Below are 23,997 nucleotides of genomic sequence, written 5' to 3'. Positions count from 1 at the left end.
GGGTGTCCGCGCGCAGCAGCGGGTGCCGGACGGGCTCGCTGCGCCCCTCCAGCACACCCCCGACCGGCCGGGAGCGAAAGGGCGCCTTCCGACCACCGCCCTTCGCCCCCGGCCCGGGGTCCGGTCCGGGGCCCCGGTTCAGCGCCAGGTGATGCGGTCCGCCTTGGGCGGTGCGATCGGCTTCTCGGGCGAGGAGTGCTGCTTGAGGTACTCGACGAAGGCGGCCAGGTCACGGGTGACGGTCTGCCGGTCGGTGCCCTCCTTCAGCACGCTGAAGCCGTTGCCGCCCTGGGAGAGGAAGTCGTTGACCGTCACCCGGTAGCTGCCCGACTCGTTCACCGGCTCGCCGTTCACCCGCACGGTGCCGGCCAGCAGCCGATCGGCCCCCTCGCGCGACATGTCGACGTCGAACCGCAGTGCGTCGGAGATCTGCAGCACCTGCGGATAGCCGTGGTTGGCGCCGGAGAACTGCTGCCGCAACACGTCCAGCAGCTGCTTCCCGGAGAGCGTCATCGTCACCAGCGGATTGTCGAACGGCTGCACCTGGAAGGCCTCGCCGTACGTCACCACTCCGTCGCCCTCCCGGCCGGAGGCGCGGTAGGTCAGGTCGGAGCGCACCCCTCCCCAGTTGAGCAGCGCCAGTTCGGCGCCGGCCTCGCGGGTGGCCGCCACCTGCGCGTCGCTGATCAGGTCGCCGAGCGGGGTCTCCGGATCGGGGGCGCCCCGGCCGGGGATGTCGGCGGAGATGTGGCCGACCGGTTCGTTCGCCAACTCGGCCGAGCGGGCCCGCCACTTCTCGATGACACGGTCCACCCGCGGCTGCCCGGGGGTGTCGGTGCCGACGATGTGGGCCTGGACACGGGCGGAGGAGCGCACCACGTCACCGGTCTCGCGGTCGATGTCGAAGCGCAGGTCGGTGAAGGTCCGGCCGAACGAGGCGGACTGGGTGACCAGCCGCGGCTGCCCCGCCGGGTCCTGGACGGTGCACATGTACGGCTCGTGCGAGTGCCCGGTGACCAGCACGTCCACCTTCGGGGATGCCTTGGTGGCGATCTGCTGGACAGGGCCGTCGAGCCGGTCGGCCGCACCGTCCTTGCCGCAGGTGGCGTCGTAGTTCTTCCCCGGCGGCTGGGCGCCCTCGTGCACGAGCGCCACCACCGCCTTGACGCCCTTGCGGTCCAGTTCGTCCGCGTACCGGTCGATGGTGGCCACCTCGTCCTCGAAGACCAGGTCCTCGGTCATCGAGGCGCTCACGACGGACGGGGTGTCCTTCGTGGTCAGCCCGATGAATCCGATGCGCTCGCCGCTCGGCAGCTTCTTGATCCAGTACGGCGGAAGGATCGGCTTCCGGTCGGCCGCGGCCTTCCCGTTCCCCTTCCCGGCCTCGCGCGGCAACACGTTCGCCGCGAGATAGGGGAAGTCGGCACCGTCGTAGGGCTGTTCCGGGTCGGCGCAGCCGTCCTTGGGGTGGCAGCCGCCGGTGTCCATCCGCAGCAGCTCGGCGGGCCCTTCGTCGAACTCGTGGTTGCCGACGGCGCTGACGTCCAGGCCCAGTGTCTCCAGCGCCTCGACGGTCGGCTCGTCGTGGAAGGCGGCCGACAGCAGCGGGCTGCCGCCGATCATGTCGCCCGCGGCGACGGTCAGCGAGTCGGCCCCCCGTGCGCGCTCCCGTGCCCGGTCCAGCAGCGTGGCGAGCCGCGCGACCCCGCCCGCCTGCACCTTTTCGGGCTCGCCACCGGGGCCGCTCCGGTACACCGCCCCTGCCGGGCCCGGTACGGCGTCCAGGTTGCCGTGCAGATCGTTGACGGCCAGGAGCTGAACGGGTGCCGTCCCGCCGGCGTCGCTCCGCGCCGACCCCTCGGCGGCGGCCGACAGTGCCGGTACGAGGAAGAGGGCCGCGCTCGCCCCGGCCAGGGCGAGACGGCGACGTGCGCCGCGGGTACGCGGACGGGCGCGTGAGCGCAATGCTGATCCGTGCAACGGGGTGCCTTTCGCGAGTGCGGATCCGACCCGGTGGCGGCGGTCGTGGCCACCACCGGGTCAGATCAAATCGCTCGCGCCCCCACCGGACCCGCCGCATCGCCCATGAGCCACCCGTAGGAGTGGCTCGTCGCGGCGGACCCGCCGGGTGGGCCGGATGTCGACTAGGCCGGGTAGGCCAGATACAGCAGAGCCGCCAGCACACCGCCCAGGAGGGGACCGGCGACCGGGACCCAGGAGTAGGCCCAGTCGGCCTTGCCCTTGCCCTTGATGGGGAGGACGAAGGCGTAGGCGAGCCGCGGGCCGAGGTCACGGGCCGGGTTGATGGCGTAACCGGTCGGCCCGCCCAGCGAGGTGCCGATCACCAGCACGACGAAGGCCACACCCGCGTAGCCCAGTGCGGAGTTGCCGAAGTCGGGAATGCCGCCGTTGCCGTCCCCGGGCTTGAACGTGGGGGAGAAGAGCACGAAGGCGACCAGCACGAAGGTGCCCAGCACCTCGGTGACCACGTTCCAGAAGCTGTTGCGGATCGTCGGCGCCGTCGAGAACACGCCGAGCGTGCCCGCCGGGTCGTCGTGGTCGTCGAACTGCAGCTTGTACGTGGCCCAGCACAGCACCGCGCCTATGACACCGCCGAGCATCTGCGCCAGCATGTATATGGGCACATCGGACCACTCGGTCTTGTCGGCCACGGCGAGGGCGAGCGTGATGGCCGGGTTGAGGTGCGCGCCGCTGGGCGCCGCCAGACTCGCGCCCGTGAAGACCGCGAAGCCCCAGCCGATGTTGACGAACAGCACGCCCCCGCCGGTGCCGTTCGTCCTGCGCAGTACGTTGTTGGCGACAACGCCGGTACCCAGCATGACCAGTATCGAGGTACCGAGAAGTTCCCACAAGAAGATCGAGCCCGCGCTCATCCACTACCTCCACAACGTCGCGGCTCACACACCGTTCTCTCGACGGCGATGGGCGCGCACCCTACTTGCTGGACAGGGGCTGCTCCAGCCTGCCGACCAACAATTCCCGGCGGAGGCTCGGCGTCCGCTGCGCGCTCCCCTCAGGTGGCGGCTCCCCCTCAGGTGGCGGCTCCCCTTGAGGCGGCGGCTCCTCTTCAGGCGGGGAGTTCGAGCAGCGCGAGAACCGCACCCTGCGGATCGCGGAGTACGGCGACACCCCGCCCCTCCCCGTTCGCCCCCTCGTACAGCACGGTGGCGCCCTCCCGCCGGGCCACCGACGCGGTCTCCTTCGCGTCCCGGGTGCCGAAGTAGGGCATCCAGAAGGGCTCCGCTTCGCGCTGCTCCGCTCCCAGCACGGTCCGGCCCGCCACCGCCTCCCCGAGCGGCTCGTCCGCCGCCCGGGCAGGCAGCCGGAAGGCCGCGTAGTGCTCCTCGCCCGCAGCGGTGTACTCGGTGGTCCGCAGGCCCAGCACCGCCTCGTAGAAGCGGTCCGCCGCGCCGGTGTCGTGCACGGCGAGCTCCGCCCAGCACAGCGCGGACGGTTCGCGGTACAGGCCGGTGCCCAGATGCGCCCGGGGCTGCCAGAAGCCGACATGGGCGCCCGCGGGGTCCACCGCCACGACGGCGCGCCCGAGCACACCGAAGTCCTCGGGGCCATGGGTGACCTCGCCGCCCGCCGCCACCACCCGGTCGGCGAGCTCGTCGGCGCTGTCGGCCGTGAAGGAGACGATCCAGCTCGCCGTCTCCTCGCCGTCCCCGTCGGTTCCGGGCTCGAACGGTGCGATACCGGCCACCATGTGCCGCTGCCAGGTGGCGTATCCGTAGTGGTCGTACGCCGGTCCCGCATGCAGATGCCCCCACCCCAGCACCGCTGTGTAGAACCGCTCGGACGCGGCCTGGTCGGGGGTGTGCAGCTCGGCCCAGCAGGGCGCCCCCGGTGGGTAGGACATGGGCTCGGGCACCGGTGCTCTCCTCCCTCGGCGGTCCACCCGCTCGGCGCGCCGACAGCGCGGCCCGCCGTACGTCATTGTCGAACTGTACGCATTGACGGGTGAGTTGGGGGCGGCGGAGGATGCACGGACATCAGGTAAGGGGGCTGCGCGGTGCACAGTACGAACCCACGGGGGCCGGCCGGCACATCCGGGAACGGCCGAGGCGCTCGGGGCCGGGAGGACGCCATAGCCGTCGTCGGCATGGCGCTGAGGGTGCCCGGCAGCGCCGATCTGGACACCTTCTGGGCCAACCTGACGGCCGGTGCGGAGTCGGTGACCCGGTTCAGCGAGGAGGAGCTGCGTGCGGCCGGCATCCCCGCCTCCGTACTGGCGGACCCGCATTACATAAGGGCCAAACCGGTCCTCGACGACGTGGCCGAATTCGACGCCCGCTTCTTCGGCCTGACTCCCCGCGAGGCACAGGTACGCGACCCGCAGCACCGGCTCTTCCTGGAGTCCGCCTACACGGCCCTCGAACACGCGGGTTACGACCCGTTCCAGGTCCCCGGCACGGTCGGCGTCTACGGCGGTGGCGCGCCCAACTTCTACCGGGAGTGGAACGTCAACACCCACCCCGAGGCCACCGCCTTCCTCGGCGAGGTGGGCGTCATCGTCGCCAACGCCGCCGACTACCTCACCACTGCCGTCTCGCACCAACTCGGCCTCACCGGACCGAGCGTGAACGTGGCGACCGCCTGCTCCACGTCGCTGGTCGCCGTGCACATGGCGTGCCAGGCGCTGCTGGGCGGTGAGTGCGACGCCGCCGTGGCGGGCGGCGTCCAGGTCGAGCTGCCGCGCAAGACCGGCTACCACTCGGCCGAGGGCGGCATGTTCTCCGTCACCGGTCGGGTCCGCCCCTTCGACGCCGACGCGGACGGGACGATCTTCGGCACCGGGGTCGGTACCGTCGTGCTGAAGCGGTACGTCGACGCGGTGGCCGCCGGCGACCACGTCCATGCCGTCATCCGGGCCTCCGCCGTCAACAACGACGGCGCCCTCAAGGCCGGGTTCACGGCGCCCAGCGTCGAGGGTCAGGCCCTGCTCATCCGGCGGGCGATGCGCGCCCACGGCCTCGATCCCGCCGCCATCGGCTATGTCGAGGCGCACGGCACCGGCACCCGGGTCGGTGACCCCATCGAGGTGAACGCGCTCACCCGCGCCTACCGCGACCTGGGTATGACCGGCGTCCGCGTCTGCCCGATCGGCTCCGTCAAGGGCAACGTCGGCCACCTGGGGCCCGCAGCGGGCGTCATCGGGCTCGTCAAGACCGTCCTTGCCCTCCGGACCGGCCGCATACCGCCGAGCATCAACTACACCCGGCCCAACCCGGCCATCGACTTCGAGCACGGCCCCTTCTACGTCAACACCGAGCTGTCCGACTGGCCGGCGCACCACGACGTCCGGCTCGCGGCCGTCAGCTCCTTCGGGGTCGGCGGCACCAACGCGCACGTGGTGGTGGAGCAGCCGCCCGCCCACCCCGAGCCGAAACGTTTCTCCGCACCCGCCGACACCCGGCCCGCCGACTCGGCCGCCTCAGCCGACTCGGCCGTGTCCGCCGCGTCGGCCGCACCCGTCGAGCCGGCCCGGCAGCGCCCGTTGCTGCTTCCCGTGTCGGCGCGGACCCCCGAAGCGCTCGCCGACGCCACCCGCCGTCTCGCCGACCACCTCGACGCCCACCCCGAACAGGACCCGGCCGATGTCGCCGCGACACTGAGCCTGGGCCGCCCGCACTTCCGGCACCGGGTCGCCGTGGTCCCCGGTACGGAAGGCGCCCCCGCCGCGCTCCGCCGCGCCGTCCGGACCGGGGCGAGCTCCCGGCCACAGGCCGGGGGAGGGGGAGCCCCGGCACCCGCTGAAGGAGCGCCGGTCGCCTTCCTCTTCCCCGGCCAGGGCTCCCAGCACCTCGGCATGGGCCACCGCTGCTACGAGCAGGAACCGGTCTTCCGCGCGGCCGTCGACGAGTGCGCCGAGCTGGCGCGCCCGCTGCTGGACACCGACCTGCGCGAGGTGATGTTCGCCGCCGACGAGCGCGGTGCCGCCGAGCGGCTGACCCGCACCAGCATGGCCCAGCCCGCGCTGTTCACCGTCGAGTACGCGATGGCACGGCAGCTGCTGGCGTGGGGACTGCGCCCGGCCGCCATGGTCGGCCACAGCGTCGGCGAATACGTCGCAGCCTGCCTCGCCGGTGTGTTCACGCTCGCCGACGCCGTGCGGCTGGTGGTGCGGCGCGGCGCGCTGGTCCAGGAGCTGCCCGGCGGCAGCATGCTGGCCGTGCCCGCGCCGCCGGAAGCGGTCGAGGGGCTGGCGGGCTGCGACATCGCCGCCTACAACGGCGCCCGGCTGACCGTGCTGTCCGGACCGGAAGCGGCGGTGGACGCCGCGCAGGCGGCACTGGCCGAACGCGGCGTGACCGGCCATCGGCTGCACACCTCGCACGCGTTCCACTCGGCCATGATGGAGCCCGCGCTGGAACCGTTCGCCGCCGAGCTGTCCAAGGTCGAACTGCGCGCTCCGCAACTGCCGTTCGTCTCCAACACCACCGGCGAGTGGATCACCGACGAGCAGGCGGTCGACCCCGACTACTGGACGCGGCATCTGCGCGCGCCCGTCCAATTCGCGCCCAGCGTCGCACTGCTGCTGGAGGACAGCGAACTGCTGTTCGTCGAGGCGGGCCCCGGCCAGGTGCTCACCGGGCTGACCCGCGCCCAGGCGGTCGCCTCCGGCAGCCGGGACCGTACCGTGGTGCCGACGATGCCGCTGCCGCAGGGCGCCGACGACGGCCCGCGCTGTCTGGCCCGGGCCGTGGCCGACCTGTGGGCTGCGGGCGCCGATGTCGACTGGGCCGGCTACCGGGGCGAGAACTGGCGTCGGGTGCCGCTGCCCACCTATCGCTTCCAGCGCACCGTCCACTGGCTGGACCCTGTCGAGCAGCCTGCGGCCTCCGCCGCCCCCGAGGAGCAGCCGCCGCAGCCCGACGAGGGGCGGCGGCCCATCGAACGGGCGCTCTTCCGCCCCGAATGGCGCGAGGACCCCGCCCCGCCTCACGGCACCGGCTCGCCGACCGGCACCTGGCTGGTCTTCCGCAGGGGCGACGGCCTGGACGGCATCGTCAACCGGCTGCGAAGTGCCGGCGCCCAAGTGGTGACCGCCGAACCGGGCGAACGGTTCGAACGGCTCACGGGCAGCCGCTATGTACTGCGCCCCGGCGTCCGGGAGGACTACGACGCGCTCGCCGACTCCCTGACCGCCGACGGTCTGTTGCCCGCACGGGTCCTGCACGGCTGGTTGTGGGGCCCGCCAGCTGTCTTCGGCGGGCAGGAGCCCTCGACCGCGAAGTACGGTCCCGACGACGTCGGCGGATGGCTGGACCTCGGCTTCTTCAGCGTGCTGCACCTCGCCCAGGCGTTCGCCGACCGCGGCTCGGCCTCGGTGTCCGGAATGCGCTGGGACGTGGTCGGCTCCCGGCTGCGCGCCGTCTCCGGTGCGGAACCGGTCGCCCCCGCGCGGGCCGCGGTGACCGGGGTGTGCGACGTGATGGCCAAGGAGCTGCCGGAGATCACTGTCCGGTGCCTGGACGTGGCCGAGGACCGCTTCGAGCAGGGGCTGTGGGAGGAGCTGGCCAGGGCCGGGCGGCCCGCCCCGCCGTTCGCCGCCTGCGGTGACCGCTGGGTCGCGATGCGGGGCCGCAGACGCTGGCTGCTCGGCTACGGCCAGGTCCCCGAGCCGCGGGTCAAGGGAGCCGCGGGGCCGCTGCGCGAGCGCGGCACCTATCTGATCACCGGTGGCCTCGGCGGCATCGGGCTGGCGGTGGCCGAGGGCCTGGCCAAGGCCGTACGCGCCCGCCTCGTACTGACCGCCCGCACGCCGTTCCCCGACCGGGCGGAGTGGGACCGGCTGCTCACCGGCGACCCGGCGCGAGGCGCCGACACCGCTGCCGCCGACGCCTCGGCCGGAGGCGCAGACGACTCCGTGCGCGAGACGGTACGGCGGCTGCGCCGGATCGAGGAGTACGGCGCCGACGTGCTGGTGTGCCGCGCGGATGTGGCGGACGAGGCCGCGATGCGGGCCGTGGTGGAGCGCGGGGAGCGGCAGTTCGGCGCGTTCGACGGGGTCTTCCACACCGCAGGCGTCCCGGGCGGCGGCCTGCTGGCGCTCAAGACCCGGGCGGAAGCCGAGCGGGTGATGGCGGCCAAGGTGTCGGGCACGCTGGTACTGGACCGGCTGCTGGGGGAGCGGGTGGAGCTGATGGTGCTCTTCTCCTCCATCACCTCCGTCGCCGGGAACCTCGGCCAGACCGACTACGCGTCGGCCAACGCCTTCATGGACGCCTACGCGCACGCCCGCGCGGCGGAGGGGCCCGGCTTCACCGTTTCCGTCAACTGGGACGCCTGGGCCGAGGTCGGCATGGCCGCCAAGGCGGACGCTCTCGCCCCGGCCGCCTTCCGCGCCCTGCAGACCGGCAACCCGGCGGGGGACGTGGGCTCCCTCGCCATGTCGAACGGGCACGGAGCAGCTGACCACCCACGCCCCGGCGACGCCCACGACACCGGCGACGTCCACGCCGGTGACGCCCGCGACACCGGACACGCACCGGGCACGGTCGACGGGCCTCTCCTCGGCGAGCGCAGCGACAACGCCGACGGCAGCATCACCTACCGCCTCGTGCTGGACGGTGAGACGCACTGGGTCTCCCGCGAACACCGGGTGGCCGACACGCCGGTGTGGCCCGCGACGGGCTATCTGGAGATGGCCCGCGCGGCAGGTGCGGACGCGCTGCTGGACGATCCGGTTGCGGACGACCGGCTGGTGCTGACCGACGTCACCTTCCTCTCCGTTCTCGCACTCCACGGCCGCACCACACTGCGGACCTCCCTCGTCCCCGAGAGCGGCGGCTACCACTTCACCGTCGCCAGCCGCACCGACGAGGAGGGGGAGTGGACGCAGCATGCGACGGGACAGCTCCACAGGGCACCCAAGGCCAAGGCGCAGGTGCACGACCTGGGCGTGCTGCGGGAGTGCTTTCCCGTCGTCAAGCCGGACACCGAGTCCTACTACCCGGAGCTCGGCCTGGTCGACTTCGGGCCGCGCTGGTCGAACCTGGCGGAGCTGCGGCGCGACGACTCCTCGACGCTGGCCCGGATCGAGATGCCGGAACCGTATCTCGCCGAACTGGCCGACCACCCGCTCCATCCGGCGCTGTTCGACGCGGCGACCTCCAACTCCGTCTATCTGCCGGAGCTCGGTCCGACGGGGCAGAGCTATCTGCCGTTCTCCATCAGCAGCATCACGGTGCGGGGCCCGCTGCCGGCGACGGTCCATGTGTACTCGCGGCGGCGCAGCACGCACCGGAACATGGTGACCTTCGATCTGACCCTCACCGACGACGAGGGCCGCGAGATCGTGGATGTGACCGGCTACACGGTACGGGTCCGGGACCCCGAGGAGTTCCGGCGCGGCATCACCGCCGCCGCGCACCCCGCGGACAGCAGCGACACTCCCCCCGACCCCGGTGGGCAGTCCGCCGCACAGGGCCTCGGTGGTGAGTTCGCGATCCGCCCCGAGGAGGGCGTCCAGGCGCTCTGGCACATTCTCGGCGACCGCGTCGGGCCCCAGGTCGTCGTCATCCCCGAGGGCATGGAGCGGCGGTTGCGCGCCGTCGAAGCGCTCACCCAGGACGTGATCGCGGACGCGGGGCAGCCGAACGCCCTCCCGGCGGCCACCACCGCCGACGGCACCCGGCCGCCGGTACCCGCCGCCCGTGAGCCGGAGCGGGACAACGGCGCGGCACCGGCCGACACCCACCGGCGGCTGGCGCGGCTGTGGTCCGAGGCGCTGGGCATCGACGACATCGGGATGGACGACGACTTCTTCGCGCTCGGCGGCAACTCGCTCGTCGGCGTGCAGCTCGCCGCCCGGGTGCGCCGGGAGTTCGACACCGAGCTGCCCATCGCGACCCTCATCGAGAACCCCACCGTACGAGCCATCGCAGGGATCATCACCGCATGAGCACCACCACCCCGGCGCACAGCTCCAGCCCCTGGTTCCCCTTCCCGCCACCGGTACCGCCCGGGCCCGGGGGGCGGCCGCGGGTGCGCCTGCTGTGCTTCCCCTGCGCCGGACAGGGCGCCTCCGCGTACCGCCCCTGGCAGCGGCTGCTCGCACCCGAGATCGAGGTGGTCCCGGTTCAGCTCCCCGGCCGGGAGGGCAGGGCGACGGAGCCGCCGCACACCACCATGGACGGTCTGATGACCCACCTGCTGCCGCAGCTGCGGCAGCAGGTGGGCGGCGCGGACGGCTACGCGCTCTTCGGCCACAGCCTCGGCGCGCTGGTCGCCTTCGAGGCCGCGCGCCGGCTGGAGGCCACCGGGCATGTGCCGCTGGGTCTGACGGTCGCGGCGCAGCACCCGCCCCAACTGCCGCTGGGCCGGGAGCCGGTCCACGATCTGCCGCGCGCGGCCTTCATGACCACGCTGGGTCTCTACGGGCAGGTGCCCGTCGAACTGTTCGACGATCCGGCGGCGGTGGAGCTGGCGCGGGTCGGGCTGCGTGCCGACTTCACCCTGGCCGAGACCTACCGTCCCTGGGCGGGCCCCGGGCCGGAGGTGCCGTCGGCCGAGCCGCTGGTGAGCTGCCCGGTGACCGCGCTCGCCGGGCTGGCCGACACCACGTTCCCGCCCGGCTCCATGCGGGCGTGGGGCGAGTTGACCAGCGGACCTTTCACATTCCGGCCCGTGCCCGGCGACCACTTCTTCGTCAACGAGCGCACAGCGGAATTGGTGGGGCTGATCCGCTCGGCGCTCGGCCGGCGCGCCGGCTACCCGGCCTGCGCCGGGCCGCCTTCGGTGTCGCCCGCCACCCACAGGTCGACCACATAGGTCTCCGGGATCCGCTCGTCGGGGAAGATGGCGCGCAGCCGGACGCGTTCGGCGTCCAGGAACTCCCGGGTGTCCTCCTCGTCCATGACGAGGAACCCGGAATGGCTGGCGAGATTGCCCAGATGGGTGTCGAGCGGCACGGTACGGCTCCAGCGCACATGGCGGCGGGCGAGGCGGAGCCCGTCGAGCCCCGCCCTTCGTACCGCGTCGGGGTCGTCGATGGGGGTCAGGGAGGGAGAGGTGGCGCCGGTGTGGCGCGTGATGCGCTCCGTCTGCTCGGCGATCCACGGCACGTCCAGGGCGGTGGTGTTCCACCAGATGGCGAGCGAACCGCCCGGGCGCAACACCCGTAGTGCTTCGGGAACCGAACGCGCGGTGTCGGTCCAGTGCCAGGACTGCGCGTAGGTGATCAGGTCGCGGCTGCTGTCCGCCAGTGGCAGCGCGTTGGCGTCCCCGCGGATCAACGGTGCGTCCGGCAGGCTCTTGCGGAACCATGCGGCCATGCCCGCGCCCGGCTCCACGGCGATCACCTCGGCGCCGCGCTCCAGCAACTGGGCGGTGGATATGCCCGTGCCGGCTCCGACATCGGCGACCCGGGCCCCTGCCAGCGGAAATCCGGCCAGCTCCGCCAGGGCGCGGAAGAGTTCGGACGGATAGGACGGTCGGTACGCGGCATAACGATCCGCCGCCGCGTTGAACGACATCGCGCGGGTTTGAGAAGTCACCGTCCCATCCTGCCCACCCTCGGGCTCGTTACGGCCCGCTCCTTTCACTCTTCTCACTTCTCACTCTTCCGTAGGCCCCTGGGCACCGGGGGTCCGGCCGGGGGAGCTGCGCAGCAGGCGGGCTTCGTGGGGCGGGAGGGCGCGCAGTGCCTCGTCCGCCGGGAGCAGACGGGCGGCGCCGGGGTGCTCGGGGAGGGCGACGTGGGCCTCGAAGAGGTGGGTGATCAGCGTCCGGCCGCCCGCCGGGCACCGTGTGCTGTCGACGGTCAGCAGCCTGCCGACCGAGACGCCCGCCGCCCGCCCCAGCTGCGTCTCCAGGGCCCGGGCCGCGCCCTCCGCGGGGGTTTCGGTGGCGGACACCAGGGTGCCCGGCAGTCGCCAGGTGGCCCCCTCATCCCAGGCGGCCCAGGTGTCCCGGGTGTCCCCGGCTGCTCCGGCGTCCCGTACCAGAACCCGGCCCGTACCGTCCGTGACCAGCGCGGCGGCGGCGACGGCGGGGCTGGGCAGCAGGGCGCGACGGTCCCGGTCGTCGAGGGGTGCCGGGTGGCCGTCCAGCAGGTGCGCCGTATGAGCACCGCGCTCGGCGCCGAGCGCGGCGGCCGTGCGGCGGCGCAACCGTTCGGGGAGCCGGCACAGCGCCTCGTCCTGGGGCAGGAACTCGGCGGCGCGCAGTTCGTCGGGCTGGAGCCGCAGGTCCCGCACGGTCACCGGGTACGGCAGCTGGACGGCGTAGACGCAGGCGGTCAGCGCCCTGCCGTACACGGTGGCCGGTACGTTGTCGACGGCCAGCAGGCGGCCGACCCGCAGCGCGGCCGGCCGCAGCTCCTCGCGGAGCTCCCGTACGAGCGCGTCGACCAGGCCCTCGTCGTCGACCATGCCGCCGGGCAGGTCCCAGCCCGCCTTGTAGACCGGGTCGACGACCAGGAGGCGGCCCCGCTCGTCGCGGATCACCGCGTCCACCGCGGCGGCCGGGGCGGGGTGGGCGGCGAGGTAGGCGGCGAGTTCGTCCTGGGGGAGCGGTGCCGCGGTGGCGGTCGCCCGGCGGGCCGACGGCGCGGACGCGGGTGCGGTGGTGGTGGCAGGCGTACGGGGTGTCGACGTCATGCGGCCCTCCTCGTCTCCGGTGGCGGAGGCGGGCCGGTACGGTGCGCGCGCCTCCGATGAAGTCAACTGACGCGCCACGGAATTGGGTACGCCGCTCGTTCGGCTCAGCGGCGCTGCCGCCGCTCGTGTATCCCGGACTGCTGTACTAACGAAACGTATATGACTCTGAGTATCCGGTAATGGCGCCCCGAGCGGTGCCGACGGCGTCCACTTGCCCGTACGCCGACCGGTGACGTCGCCCCGGACCGGACCGGGGCGGTGGCGGTCCGCGGGCTCCCACTGCGAGCCCGTGTGTTCCGCGGGACAGTGGGAACGCGGGAGGAGCGAGAGCGCGCGAGCAGCGCGGGTCTCCGCGCGGAACGCGCGCGGACGGAACCAGGCGGACAGGACGCGGCACGGAACGTGAGGACGAGGCGTGAGTGGCGACGACGACGCGCTGAAGGCGTACCGCGGCAAGCGGCGTTTCGACCGGACCGCTGAGCCCAAGGGCAAGCGCACGGAGCGGGACGAGGAGCCGCACTACGTGGTGCAGATCCACGATGCGACGAGCCTGCACTTCGACTTCCGGCTGGAGTGGGACGGCGTGCTCAAGTCGTGGTCGGTACCCAAGGGGCCCTCGACGGACCCGCACGACAAGCGGCTGGCCATGCCGGTCGAGGACCACCCCCTGGAGTACCGCACCTTCGAGGGCGTCATCCCGGAGGGAGAGTACGGCGCCGGGCCGGTCATCGTGTGGGACGAAGGCACCTACGAACCGCTCTCCCGTGACTTCGGCAAGGCGCTGGACAAGGGCCACATCTCCTTCCGGATGCACGGCGGCAAGCTGCGCGGCGACTGGGCCCTCTCCCGCTTCCGCAGCGGGGAGGACGGCGAACGGGAGGCATGGCTGCTGGTCAAGAAGAACGACAGCCACGCCTCCTCCCGCGGCACCCCCGATCCATGGCGCGTCCGCTCGGCCCGCAGCGACCGCACGCTCAAACAGGTCGCACAGGAGGCGACGGAGGAGTGGACCCGCGAGGGCGGGCGGTCATGAGCGATCTGCTCGACACCCTCCCCGCCGACCAGCGCGCACTGCTGCGCCGGGCGCCGCCGGGTGCGGCGCTGGCGGAGAAGCCCATGCGCGCCGAGCTGACCGACAGACGGGACTTCCCGGCAAGCGGCTGGATATTCGAACGCAAGCTCGACGGTGTACGAGTGCTCGCGGTACGCGAGGACGGGAGCGAACGGCTGCTGTCCCGCTCGGGCCGGCGCGTCGAGGCGACGTACCCCGAGATCGCCGACGCACTGGCCGCACAGAGCCGCGCCGACTTCACCGTGGACGGCGAGATCGTCGCCTTCGCGCACGGTCGCACCGACTTCGCCCGCCTCCAGCAGCGCATGCAGCTGAGCACCGAACGGCAGGCCAGAGCCAGCGGGGTGGCCATCACCTACTACGTGTTCGACCTGCTGCGGCTCGACGGCATGGACCTGACCCGGCTCCCGCTGCGCACCCGCAAGTCGCTGCTGCGCAGGGCACTGGACTTCCAGGCCCCCCTACGCTTCACCACCCACCGCAACGAGGGCGGCCCGCAACTGCTGGACGAGGCGTGCCGACACGGCTGGGAGGGGCTGATCGCCAAGCGCGCCGACGGGCGCTACCAGCCGCGCCGCTCGTCCGACTGGCTCAAGCTCAAGTGCGCGGGCGGCCAGGAACTGGTCATCGGTGGCTTCACCGAACCCGCCGGAAGTCGAGTGGGCTTCGGGGCACTGCTGCTCGGCTACTACGAGGACGGCGCGCTGCGCTACGCGGGCAAGGTCGGCACCGGCTACGACCGTGCCACGCTGATGACCCTGCGCCGTGGGTTGGACGAGCTGGCGGTGCGCCGCTCCCCGTTCGCCGACCCGGTCCGCGAGCGCGGCGCGCACTGGGTGGAGCCCCGGCTCGTGGCGCAGATCGGCTTCACCGAGTGGACCCGCGACGGCATGCTGCGGCACCCCCGCTTCCTGGGCCTGCGGGACGACAAGCGGCCCGAGGACGTCGTCCGCGAGACCCCGCGCGAGCGCCGCTAGCCGTGCCCCGCCTCCCCTCACGGAGCGCTGCGCCCCTCGCGGAGCGCAGCCCCGTGCGGCGCGTACGCGGGAGGCACCGGGCAAGCCCTCTCCGGTTCTCTTCCGTCCGAGAGGGCACCCGGGGACGCATGGACCACAACACCGCACCAGTGCTGGAGGCACTGGCCCGATACCAGGCGGCGGGGGAGCTGCCGTTCACCCCGCCGGGACACAAGCAGGCGCGCGGCGCCGACCCCCGGGTGCGCGGGGTGCTGGGCGACGCCGTCTTCCACGGCGACGTCCTGGCCTCCGGCGGGCTGGACGACCGACGCACCCGCGGTGCCGTGCTGGTCAAGGCCGAACAGCTGATGGCGGAGGCCGTCCACGCCGAGCACACCTTCTTCTCCACCTGCGGCAGCTCGCTGTCCGTGAAGGCCGCCATGCTGGCGGTTGCCGGGCCGCACGAGAAGCTGCTGGTCGGCAGGGACGCCCACAAGTCGGTGATCTCCGGGCTGCTGCTGTCGGGCATCCACCCGGTCTGGGTGGAGCCGCAGTGGGACGAGGAACGGCTGCTGGCGCACGCGCCCTCGGCCGCCGCGTTCGAGGCCGCCTTCGCGGAGCACCCCGACGCGCGCGGCGCCCTGGTCACCAGCCCCACCCCGTACGGCACCTGCGCGGATCTGCACGCCGTCGCGGAGGTCTGCCACCGCCACGGGCGGCCGCTCATCGTGGACGAGGCGTGGGGTGCCCATCTGCCCTTCCATCCCGACCTGCCCACCTGGGCGATGGACGCGGGCGCCGACGTCTGCGTGACCAGCATCCACAAGATGGGCAGCGGCTTCGAGCAGGGCTCCGTCTTCCATCTGCAGGGCGACCACATCGACCCGCTGCTGCTGGCCCAGCGCGCCGACCTGCTGGGCACCACCAGCCCCAATGTGCTGCTCTACGCCGGTCTGGACGGCTGGCGCCGCCAGATGGTGCAGCACGGCCACCAGCTGCTCTCGCACGCGCTCGGCCTCGCGGCCGAGGTGCGGCAGCGGGTGGAGGCCATGGACGGGCTGCACGTCAACGACCGGGCCGACTTCGTCGGTGAGGGCAAGGCCGCGGACCTGGACCCGCTGCCCGTCGTCATCGACCTGGACGAGCTGCCGCTCAACGGCTACCAGGCCGCCGACTGGCTCCGTGAGCACCGGCACCTCGACGTCCACATCAGCGACCACCGCAGAATCAACACCCAGCTCACCCACGCCGACGACCGGGAGACCACCGGACGGCTCCTGGAGGCCCTGCGTGAGCTGACGGCGCGGGCCGACGAGATACCCAAGGCGCCTCCGGTCCGGCTGTGTGCCCCGTCCGACCTGCGGATGGAGCTGGCGTGTCTGCCGCGGGACGCGTATTTCGGCGCGATAGAGGACGTCCCCGTCGACCGGGCGGAGGGCCGGATCGCCGCCGAGATGGTCACCCCCTATCCGCCGGGCATCCCCACAGTGCTGCCCGGCGAGCGGCTCACCAGGACCGTGCTCGACTATTTGCGCAGCGGCGTGGAGGCCGGGATGAACCTGCCCGACGCCGCGGCACCCGACCTCGACACGGTTCGGGTGCTCGCCGACGGACAGCCCCCCGCCGCTCCCGGCCGTTCCTGATCCTCCGGACGCCCTCCGCCCCCGGCCTCCCGACCCTCCACACCCGCACGCTCACCCTCACCCGAACGAAGGAGCCGCCATGCCACGCGCCGCGCTCTTCGATGTCGACGGCACCCTCACCGACACCACCTATCTCCATGTACACGCCTGGTGGGAGGCGCTGCGCCAGGCGGGGCACAAGGTGCCCATGGCGGCCGTGCACCGGGCCGTGGGGCTCGGCGGCGGCGATCTGATCGCCCATGTGCTGGGGGAGGGCAGGGACCCGGAGCAGGACACGACGATCGACGCCGCCCACAAGACGCTCTTCGCCACCTGCCACGAACGGCTGGCGGCGCTGGAGGGCGCCCGCGAACTGCTGCGCGCACTGCACGACAGGGGCTGGACGATCGTGCTGGTCACCTCCTCGGTGGGTGGTGAGCTGGCCGCGCTGCGCCGCGCCCTGGACGCCGACGAGGTCATCGCCCACATCGCCAGCGCCTCGGACGTCGCGGAGGGCAAACCGGCACCCGACTCCGTGGAACAGGCCAGGGAACTGACCGGAGCCGCCCGTGAGCAGACGGTCTTCCTCGGCGACGCGGTATGGGACATGCGTGCCGCCTCCCGGTCCGGGGTCACCGCGCTCGGCGTGCTCTCCGGCGGCATCCCGCGCGCCGAGCTGATCCGGGCCGGCGCCCAGGAGATCTACGAGGGACCTGCCGACCTGCTCACCCGGTTGGACGAGAGCGCCTACGCCAGGTTGGAACAGGAGAGCTGAGCGCGGCGACCGCGGCCCAGGACCGGCCCGGCGCGCCGGGCCGGCCTCCGGTCCGGGCGGGCGGCTGCCCGCGTAGCCGCCGCGTCGGATGGGTACCCGGAGCGTCCACACGAGAGGAGGCCACCATGACGGGAGACGGCAGGGACATCCCCGCGGAAGAGGGCGTCACCACCGAGGACGCCGCCGAGATGCAGGCGGGTCCCGTCGAGGGCCGGCAGCCGGACGAGAGCCCGGAGCGCGGTCCGTGGCAACCGCCCGTGGAGTCCGACCCGCCGCCCCGGGCGAGCGGAGGCGACAGCGGGGGCTTCGACACCTCCTTCCTGACGCCCCAGGCGGAGTCCGACCAGGAGTACGCCGAACCCGCCGACCCGGGCGCCGAGCCCGAGGACCAGGGCATCCCTGATCTGCAGGACGGTGCCCCCATGCAGCAGCGGTCCAACGACCCGCAGCAGGAGTCGGTGCCGGGTGACACGCCGACCGCCGCCACCCGTGCCGCGCCCACTCCGGCCGAGATGCGCGAGGGCGAGTCCCTGGACGAGCGGCTCGCCGAGGAGCGGCCCGAGGAGACCGAGCGGGACGCGGTCTCCGGCCCGCCGGACGACCAGGCGGGGCAGCTGCGCGCCGATCCGGAGATGACACCGCCCCGCCGCCAGGACGTCTACGGCAGGGAGACCGGCGAGTCCGGCGGCCTCTCCCCGGAGGAGCAGGCCCTGCACACCGTGGACGAGGACGAGGCGACCTCGGGCGAGTAGGGCGGAGCGGCGCGTGGGCGCCGGCGAGAGAGGCGTGAAGGAGGGTGCGGGGCACAACCCCGCACCCTCCTTCACGCGGAGTCCGGCCACCGGCTACAGCGGGTTCACCCGGAAGGCCAGCGCGAAGTGGTCGAGCGTCGCGGGAATCGGTGCGGACGGGCGCAGCTGCGGGTGCGAGGCCAGCGTGTACTGGTGCCCCTCCACCAGCGCCGCCAGCAGTGTGCTGACGGTGAACAGCACCAGGTTCTCCCCCGGACACCCGGCCGGACCCGAACTGAACGGAACCAGCGCCGGGTTGGCCCGCGCTTCCTGTCCCGTCTCCTCGGTCCACTGCCGGGGCGCGAAGCTGTCCCCGTACGGGGCGGCGGGCTCGGCGCGGTGCAGATAGGGCGTGTAGAGGGCGAAGACCGTCCCGGCAGGCAGTGTGCCGCCCTCCCAGGAGGTCTGTGCCGTGCTCTCCCGCAGGATGAGGGGCGTCGTCGGCCACAGCCGTACCGACTCCAGTGCGCAGCCGCGCAGGAACGGCAGTTCGCGAGGGGTGTCCGGCTGCCCGGCGGTCGCCTCCCGGCGGGCCTGCTCGGCCGGCTCGGGATGGGTCGCCAGTACCGCCAGGGCACGCACGGTGGCCATGCCCGCCGCGTCGTAGGCGAACAGCCAGTGCGGGATCTGGCCCGCGCGGTCGGTACCGGCCGGTGCGGGGGTACGGGCGACCCGCTCGGCGAGGCTGCCGGGCTCCGGACGGGCGGCGTAGGAGCGTACGCGGGCCAGGAACGCGCTCCGCAGCCGCCTGCGGCGCGGAGAGGCCAGCGACCAGTTGGCGGCCGAGCGCAGCGCACCGAGTTGTGCGGTGAGCGTGGTGTCGTCACGTGCCGCGTCCCCCAGGACGACGCGCCGGACGATGCGCCACCAGGCGGCATCGAACTCCTCCCACCGCAGCTGCCCCGAACGCTCGGCCCCCTCCAGCAGCAGCGCCGCCTCCTCGCGTACGACGCCGGTCAGCCGGCTGGCGATGTCGTGCAGCGGCTTGGGGGTCTCCAGCACCTCCTCCACGAACTCCCGGCGCCGCGTCCGCTCCTGGCCACCGGAGATGAGGACGCCGTGCGGCTGGAACTGGGCGAGCGCGCTGCGCTTCTCCCACGTCGCCGGGCTGAAGGGCTCCGGCGTCTCACGCAGCACGCGGCGCGCGTCCTGCGGGTCCAGCACCATCGCGTACGACCGGCCCCGCACCGTCAGCGGGAGGGGGCCCGGCCCGTACCGCTCGCGCAGGGCGCGCATCCGGTCGACACCGCGCCGGTCCCAACCGGTGCGCTCCACCAGCGCCATCGCCCGGGGCCTGCGCACGATGACGCCGCCTGCCAGCACCGGCAGCAGTACGTCCGCCACCACGCCCGCCGCTTCCCGGGCGCCCGGCGGGGGCAGCGTCCCCCACGGGTCCTGCGCGCCCGGCGTGCTCGGTTTCCCGGGGGCGTCCGAGCTGCTCTCGGTCAGTCGCATCTCCACTCCGCTCACTCCGCTGGCCGGAGGTGCTCCGGCCGCCGTCGGTGCGTCGTCTTCAAGAGGGTCGCGGTACCCGCAGGTAATCGGGCGAAACGACGCGCGGGGAGGCGCCGGATGCCGCCCGGCCGCGTCGGGGAGTGCGCCCCCTCATGCGCCCCCCATAACACATCGCACACATTCGAATTCAATGTGTGGCCAAAACTATGTGTCTCTCGTCCGCGATGAGCTTGTATGTATTGAGCTGCGCCTGTCATGTGGGGGGATCGGGCACCTAGGGGGGATTGAGTGTGATCCGGGTACTGCTGGTGCACGACGTGCGCATACTCAGATGCGCGCTGGCCGCTCTGGTCGGAAGGGAGCCGGACATGACCATCGAGGCCGCGCCCGCGAAGGACGCGGTCCGGCTCGCACGGGCCCAGCCCACCGACGTTTGCGTCGTGGACGCCGATGTGACGGGGCGTTCTCCACTGGACGAACTGGCGGGGCTCTCACGCAAGAGCGCCACACGGTCGGTGGGGCCTTCGCACCGGCTGCTGGTGCTGGTCAGCCAGCACTGTCCGGGGGCGCTGCGCCGGGCACTGGACGCGGGGGCACGCGGTTTCGTGTGCAAGGACGCGCTGCCCGAGCAGTTGGTGACCGGCATCCGACAGGTGGCCGCAGGCGAGCGCTTCGTGGACAACGCCTTGGCTGGCACCGTCCTGCGGGCCTCCGAGGTCCCGCTGAGCGAACGGGAGCTGACCGTGCTCTCGGCGGCGGCCGAGGGCGCCCCCATCACCGAGATAGCCCGCCGACTGGGCCTGTCGACCGGCACGGTGCGCAACTACATGTCCGCCATCACCCGCAAGACCGGCGCCCGCAACCGGGTGGACGCCATCCGCATCTCCCAGGGAGCCGGCTGGCTGTAGCGCGCCGGCCCGGCCGACGGCGAGCGGGCGTGAGTGTGCCGCACCCCCGCTACACGCGGGACTGCGGGGCCCAGCCCGCCGCCAGGTCGCGATAGAGCGCGGAGCTCTCAAGCAACTGGGCATGGGTGCCGCAGCAGGTGCGTTCGCCGTCCAGTACCAGGATCAGCTCGGCGCGCAGCGCCGAGCTGATCCGGTGCGCGATCACCACCAGCGCACCGCCGCGCCGGATGAAGGCGTACTCGGCCATCTCCTCGGCGGCCGGGTCCAGATGACTGCTCGCCTCGTCCAGGACCACCAGAGGGGCGGGGGAGAGATAGGCGCGGGCCAGCGCCAGCTGCTGCCGTTCCCCCGCCGAGAGCGCCACCGGGTCCACCCACCCGTCGAGCCCTCCGAGCTGCCGCACCAGCGCTCGGGCGCCCACCGCTTCCACGGCGTCGAGCAGCACCGCCCCCGGCGGTGGAGCGGAGCTCTCCGGAAGCAGACAGCAGAGGTTCTCGCGCAGGCTTCCGGTGAAGACGTACGACTCCTGGGGGATCAGCACCCGTTGTCCGGCCAACTGCTCGGCGGCCCGCAGCCGTCCGGGTACGGCCGGCTGCCCGTGCACTCTGATCTCGCCGGCCGAGGGGCGCAGCAGCCCGGCGACCAGCAGGGCCAGGGTGGACTTGCCCGCGCCGCTCGGGCCGACGACCGCCAGCCGCCCGCCCGCCGGGACGGTGAGATCGAGCCCCGTCAGCACCGGCGCGGCGCCCGGTCCGTAGGCGAAGGTGACACCCCGCAGTTCGAGCGCGGGGACCTCAGGACCCGAGGGCGTACGGGGGTCCGGCGTGCGGGGCGTCGGTGTGCGGCTGCCCGGCGTCGGTGTGCGCGGTGCCGGTCCGCCGGAGTCCGGCGCCCCCTCCCGCAGTCGGCCGATCACCACAGCGAGCCGGGCGCCCGCGCCGCCCAGCCCGTGCACCAGGCTCTGCAGCGCCGGCAGCAGCGACTGGGTCAGATAGGTGAGCGCTCCCGCCAGCGCCCCGGCGCTCACCCCCTGTCGCAGCAACCAGGGGGTGAGCACCAGCAGCAGCACGACGGGCAGCCGCCCGCCGATACCGAGGGCCAGCGCACGGGCGACGCCCCAGCGGGCCAGCGCGTCGGCCGCCCGCCGCTCCGCAGTCACCCGCCGCTCCACCCGGCGGCGCACCGACTCCTGCGCACCGCACGCGGCCACGTCCCGCAGCGCACGCACCGTCGTGCCCACCTCGCGCGCCAACTCCTCGTCCGCCACCAGGAAGTCCCGCTGCCTGCGCGCCAGCGGGCGCAACGTCCCCGCGAAGACGGCGAGCCCCGCCAGCAGCGGCGGCACGACGACCAGCAGCAGCACCGGAGCCAGCGCGACGAGACCCAGCACCGCCCCCGCCAACGTGAACAGGAACGAGCGGGAGACCATCACCAGTCCGGCGAAACTGTCCCTGGCGATCTCCACCTGGTGGGTGAGCCGGGAGACGACGCCGGTCCCGGACGCCTCCCCTGCGGCACGGCCCGGTGTGCCGACGGCGGTGACGGCCTCGTGGAGTCCACGCCCCACCACGCGGCGCACCAGCTCGTCGCGCAGCGGTTCGGTGAGCTGCGCCACCTGCCGGTGGACCCGTGCCGTGCCCCACGCGCCCACCAGCAGCCCCAGCGCGGCGACGGACAGCCACGCCAGGCCGGTTGCCGGGTGCCCGGCGAGGAAGCCGTCGTCCAGGGCGCGGGCGAGCGCGAAACCCAGCGCGAAGGTGTGCGCCGCCTCCAGCGCCGACCAGCCCGCGAGCGCGGCCAGCGTCCGGGGCCGCCGCAGCAGGAAGCCCAGCCCCGCCCGCACCAGCCCCCGCCGGGCGCTGTCCCGTCCCGCCCGGGCCCCTCTCGCCGGGGCCCGTCCCGCCCCGGTCCCGGCCGACCCCTCCGCGGACTCAGCCATCGTCCCTCCCGCTGCCGAACAGGGCCCGGTAGGCGGGCTGCTCCCACAGCTGTGCGTGCGGCGCCACGGCCCGGATCCGGCCACCGTCGAGCCACGCGGTCAGATCCGCCCGCGCGGCGGTCGAGGCGCGATGTGCGACAACCAGCCGGGTCCGCGCCCCCCTGGCAGCCCTGCCGTCCCTTCCCTGTCCGCCGAGGCCTTCTTCCGCGCCCACGAGGGCTCGTGTCACCTTCAGCTCCGTCACCGTGTCCAGACTGGAGGTGGCGTCGTCCAGAACGAGCACCCGGCCGCCCTGGGCGAGCGCCCGGGCGAGGCCCAGGCGCTGCACCTCGCCACCGGAGAGCGGCGCCTGCTCACAGGGGGTGTCGTAGCCGTACGGGAGGGTGCGCACGAACTCGTCGGCGCAGGCGGCACCGGCCGCCGCCCGGACCCGCGCCTCATGCCCCTCCCGCTGCCCGGGGATCCCCGCGGCGAGCGCTTCGCCGATCGTGGCGCCGAACAGAACAGGACGTGCGAACGCGAAGCCGATGGCTCGCCGCAGCGCCGAAGGATCCAGCTCCGCCAGGTCGGTACCGTCCAGCAGCACCCGGCCGGCCTCCGGTTCGACGAGCCGTCCGGCGACGGCGGCCAGCAGCGACTTGCCCGCGCCCGACCGCCCCACCACCGCGACCGTAGCGCCGCCGGGCACCGCCAGATCCACTCCGCGCAGCACCGGTTCACCGCCGTAGGAGGCCCGCACACCGCACAGTTCCAGCCGACCCGAGGCGCCGGGCGCGGTGTGGTCCGGTACCGTCCGCCGCCCGGCCCTCATGGGCGCGACGGCCAGTACCTCCGCCAGCCGCTGCGCCGCGGTGCGGCCGCGCACCAGTGCGTTGAGCTGTCCGACGAGCGTGCCGATGCCCGCCGCCAGGACGGCGTAGCGCGCGGCGGCGACCAGCCCGCCCACACTCAACTCGCCGCCACTGAGCAGCAGACCGCCGACCGCGACCACCGCGACCTGGAGCAGCGGCACCAGCACGGCAGCCTGTGCGGTGGCACGGCCCTGCACCCGCCACATCCGGTGCCCGTGTCCGGACAGCTCCGCCAGCGGCTCCAGTACGCGGGCGCCCTCGCGCTGACCGATGCCTGCCGCCGCGATGGTGCGGGCCCCGGACAGCGCCTCCACGAGCCGCCCGGCTATCCGTGCCTGAGTCTCCTGATAACGGGTCACACAGTCGGTCGAGGTCCGCGAGAAGGCGCGCAGCAGCAGCACGAGCAGTGGCGTTCCGGCGAGAAAGACGGCGGCAAGCCGCGGATCGAGCAGGGCGAGCGCCACGAGCGCGCCCACCGGTGTCACCACCGCGGCCAGCGCCGAGGCGGCACTGCTGGGCCCCGTGCCCGCGTGCGCGGCGTTGCCGGTGCAGCGGGTGACCAGGTCGCCGTCGGCGAACCGGTTGGCACGCAGCGGGCCGAGCGCCAGCAGATGGGTGGCGAGGCGCGTGCGCAGCCGCGCCGCGACGCGGGAGTTGAGGGTGCCGGTGAGCACCGTGTCGGCCGCGTCGAGTGCCACCAGCGCGCAGGTCAGCGCCGCGCATACGGCGAGCCAGCGGCCCGCCTCGGCACTCCCGGCCCCTTCGCCCGCCAACAGCAGGTCGAGGGTGCGGCCCAGCGCCGCGGGCAGTGCCAGCCCGGCGACCGCCGCCGCGGTCGCGGACAGAAAGAGGGCGACCGTACGCCACAGGTGCTTGCGTCCCTCGGAGAACAGCAACCGGTCCGCCGGGGCCGCCTTCGTCCGCCGGCCGGGGGCAGGGGAGTGCCCCTGGGCGGGGGACGAACCCCGCCCAGGGGCACCGGATGTGTGTGTCACCCGG

At 73.6% G+C, this 23,997-nt stretch carries 16 protein-coding genes; 8 read left to right on the top strand and 8 right to left on the bottom strand.

What is annotated here, in order from left to right; all coding sequences use genetic code 11:
• Positions 1 to 138 precede the first annotated feature (138 nt).
• The 3 genes from JW613_RS00930 to JW613_RS00920 all read right to left on the bottom strand — a co-directional run bounded on the left by JW613_RS00930 (position 139) and on the right by JW613_RS00920 (position 3,895).
• Positions 139 to 1,965 carry a bifunctional metallophosphatase/5'-nucleotidase gene (locus tag JW613_RS00930; RefSeq protein WP_245224757.1) on the bottom strand — a complete coding sequence of 609 codons (1,827 nt, stop codon included), beginning with the start codon at positions 1,963 to 1,965 and terminating at the stop codon, positions 139 to 141.
• A 179-nt stretch (positions 1,966 to 2,144) separates the two neighbouring features.
• The gene (locus JW613_RS00925) at positions 2,145 to 2,894 is read right to left on the bottom strand and encodes an MIP/aquaporin family protein (RefSeq protein ID WP_209208758.1); all 750 of its coding nucleotides are present in this window, start codon (positions 2,892 to 2,894) and stop codon (positions 2,145 to 2,147) included.
• Between the two features lie 194 nt (positions 2,895 to 3,088).
• Positions 3,089 to 3,895, bottom strand: a complete 807-nt coding sequence (locus JW613_RS00920) for a VOC family protein (protein ID WP_209208757.1) — start codon at positions 3,893 to 3,895, stop codon at positions 3,089 to 3,091.
• Between the two features lie 141 nt (positions 3,896 to 4,036).
• Here JW613_RS00920 and JW613_RS36530 point away from each other — a divergent pair, with 141 nt between their 5' ends.
• Complete coding sequence (locus JW613_RS36530; protein WP_307865736.1) at positions 4,037 to 9,931, top strand: SDR family NAD(P)-dependent oxidoreductase; 5,895 nt, start codon at positions 4,037 to 4,039, stop codon at positions 9,929 to 9,931.
• Positions 9,928 to 10,800, top strand: a complete 873-nt coding sequence (locus tag JW613_RS00910; protein ID WP_209208755.1) for a thioesterase II family protein — start codon at positions 9,928 to 9,930, stop codon at positions 10,798 to 10,800. Before JW613_RS36530 ends, JW613_RS00910 begins: the two co-directional genes overlap by 4 nt.
• Here JW613_RS00910 and JW613_RS00905 read toward each other — a convergent pair.
• Positions 10,740 to 11,525: a class I SAM-dependent methyltransferase gene (locus JW613_RS00905; RefSeq protein WP_209208754.1), complete on the bottom strand. Its 786-nt coding sequence runs from the start codon at positions 11,523 to 11,525 to the stop codon at positions 10,740 to 10,742. The genes JW613_RS00910 and JW613_RS00905 overlap by 61 nt on opposite strands.
• A gap of 60 nt (positions 11,526 to 11,585) precedes the next feature.
• Positions 11,586 to 12,629, bottom strand: coding sequence for an NUDIX domain-containing protein (locus tag JW613_RS00900; protein ID WP_209208753.1), 1,044 nt, complete (start codon positions 12,627 to 12,629; stop codon positions 11,586 to 11,588).
• Between the two features lie 415 nt (positions 12,630 to 13,044).
• On the opposite strand from JW613_RS00900, the gene JW613_RS00895 reads away from it, so the two are divergent.
• The 5 genes from JW613_RS00895 to JW613_RS00875 all read left to right on the top strand — a co-directional run bounded on the left by JW613_RS00895 (position 13,045) and on the right by JW613_RS00875 (position 17,806).
• Entirely contained in the window at positions 13,045 to 13,662 is a 618-nt protein-coding gene (locus JW613_RS00895) for a DNA polymerase ligase N-terminal domain-containing protein (protein ID WP_099885510.1), read from the top strand.
• A complete protein-coding gene (gene ligD, locus JW613_RS00890; RefSeq protein WP_209208752.1) occupies positions 13,659 to 14,678 on the top strand; it encodes a non-homologous end-joining DNA ligase in 1,020 nt (339 codons plus the stop codon). Before JW613_RS00895 ends, ligD begins: the two co-directional genes overlap by 4 nt.
• Positions 14,679 to 14,806: 128 nt before the next feature.
• Positions 14,807 to 16,300 (top strand): aminotransferase class I/II-fold pyridoxal phosphate-dependent enzyme, encoded by a 1,494-nt coding sequence (locus tag JW613_RS00885; RefSeq protein ID WP_209208751.1) that lies wholly within the window; start codon positions 14,807 to 14,809, stop codon positions 16,298 to 16,300.
• 79 nt (positions 16,301 to 16,379) lie between these two features.
• Complete coding sequence (locus JW613_RS00880; RefSeq protein WP_209208750.1) at positions 16,380 to 17,054, top strand: HAD family hydrolase; 675 nt, start codon at positions 16,380 to 16,382, stop codon at positions 17,052 to 17,054.
• Between the two features lie 125 nt (positions 17,055 to 17,179).
• Positions 17,180 to 17,806: a DUF5709 domain-containing protein gene (locus JW613_RS00875; RefSeq protein ID WP_209208749.1), complete on the top strand. Its 627-nt coding sequence runs from the start codon at positions 17,180 to 17,182 to the stop codon at positions 17,804 to 17,806.
• 93 nt (positions 17,807 to 17,899) lie between these two features.
• Here the strand turns inward: JW613_RS00875 and JW613_RS00870 are convergent, their stop codons facing one another.
• A complete protein-coding gene (locus tag JW613_RS00870) occupies positions 17,900 to 19,300 on the bottom strand; it encodes a cytochrome P450 (RefSeq protein ID WP_209208748.1) in 1,401 nt (466 codons plus the stop codon).
• Between the two features lie 290 nt (positions 19,301 to 19,590).
• On the opposite strand from JW613_RS00870, the gene JW613_RS00865 reads away from it, so the two are divergent.
• The gene (locus JW613_RS00865; protein ID WP_209208747.1) at positions 19,591 to 20,208 is read left to right on the top strand and encodes a LuxR C-terminal-related transcriptional regulator; all 618 of its coding nucleotides are present in this window, start codon (positions 19,591 to 19,593) and stop codon (positions 20,206 to 20,208) included.
• Between the two features lie 49 nt (positions 20,209 to 20,257).
• On the opposite strand, the gene JW613_RS00860 is transcribed toward JW613_RS00865, so the two are convergent.
• Positions 20,258 to 22,147: an ATP-binding cassette domain-containing protein gene (locus JW613_RS00860; RefSeq protein ID WP_209208746.1), complete on the bottom strand. Its 1,890-nt coding sequence runs from the start codon at positions 22,145 to 22,147 to the stop codon at positions 20,258 to 20,260.
• Positions 22,140 to 23,993 (bottom strand): ABC transporter ATP-binding protein, encoded by a 1,854-nt coding sequence (locus tag JW613_RS00855; RefSeq protein ID WP_209208745.1) that lies wholly within the window; start codon positions 23,991 to 23,993, stop codon positions 22,140 to 22,142. Before JW613_RS00855 ends, JW613_RS00860 begins: the two co-directional genes overlap by 8 nt.
• Positions 23,994 to 23,997 lie beyond the last annotated feature (4 nt).

The organism is Streptomyces smyrnaeus, from assembly GCF_017676345.1.
GTDB classification, from domain to species: Bacteria; Actinomycetota; Actinomycetes; order Streptomycetales; family Streptomycetaceae; genus Streptomyces; species Streptomyces smyrnaeus.
The sequence above is the reverse complement of the archived record's forward strand: the minus strand, read 5'-3'. Positions and strand labels throughout refer to the sequence as shown.

Bases quoted from the DNA above. Each gene is read 5' to 3' on its own strand.
- JW613_RS00910 (WP_209208755.1), top strand. From the start codon at position 9,928: ATGAGCACCACCACCCCGGCGCACAGCTCCAGCCCCTGGTTCCCCTTC.
- JW613_RS00925 (WP_209208758.1), bottom strand. From the start codon at position 2,894: ATGAGCGCGGGCTCGATCTTCTTGTGGGAACTTCTCGGTACCTCGATA.
- JW613_RS00900 (WP_209208753.1), bottom strand. From the start codon at position 12,629: ATGACGTCGACACCCCGTACGCCTGCCACCACCACCGCACCCGCGTCC.
- JW613_RS00860 (WP_209208746.1), bottom strand. From the start codon at position 22,147: ATGGCTGAGTCCGCGGAGGGGTCGGCCGGGACCGGGGCGGGACGGGCC.
- JW613_RS00875 (WP_209208749.1), top strand. From the start codon at position 17,180: ATGACGGGAGACGGCAGGGACATCCCCGCGGAAGAGGGCGTCACCACC.
- JW613_RS00885 (WP_209208751.1), top strand. From the start codon at position 14,807: ATGGACCACAACACCGCACCAGTGCTGGAGGCACTGGCCCGATACCAG.
- JW613_RS00870 (WP_209208748.1), bottom strand. From the start codon at position 19,300: ATGCGACTGACCGAGAGCAGCTCGGACGCCCCCGGGAAACCGAGCACG.
- JW613_RS00880 (WP_209208750.1), top strand. From the start codon at position 16,380: ATGCCACGCGCCGCGCTCTTCGATGTCGACGGCACCCTCACCGACACC.
- ligD (WP_209208752.1), top strand. From the start codon at position 13,659: ATGAGCGATCTGCTCGACACCCTCCCCGCCGACCAGCGCGCACTGCTG.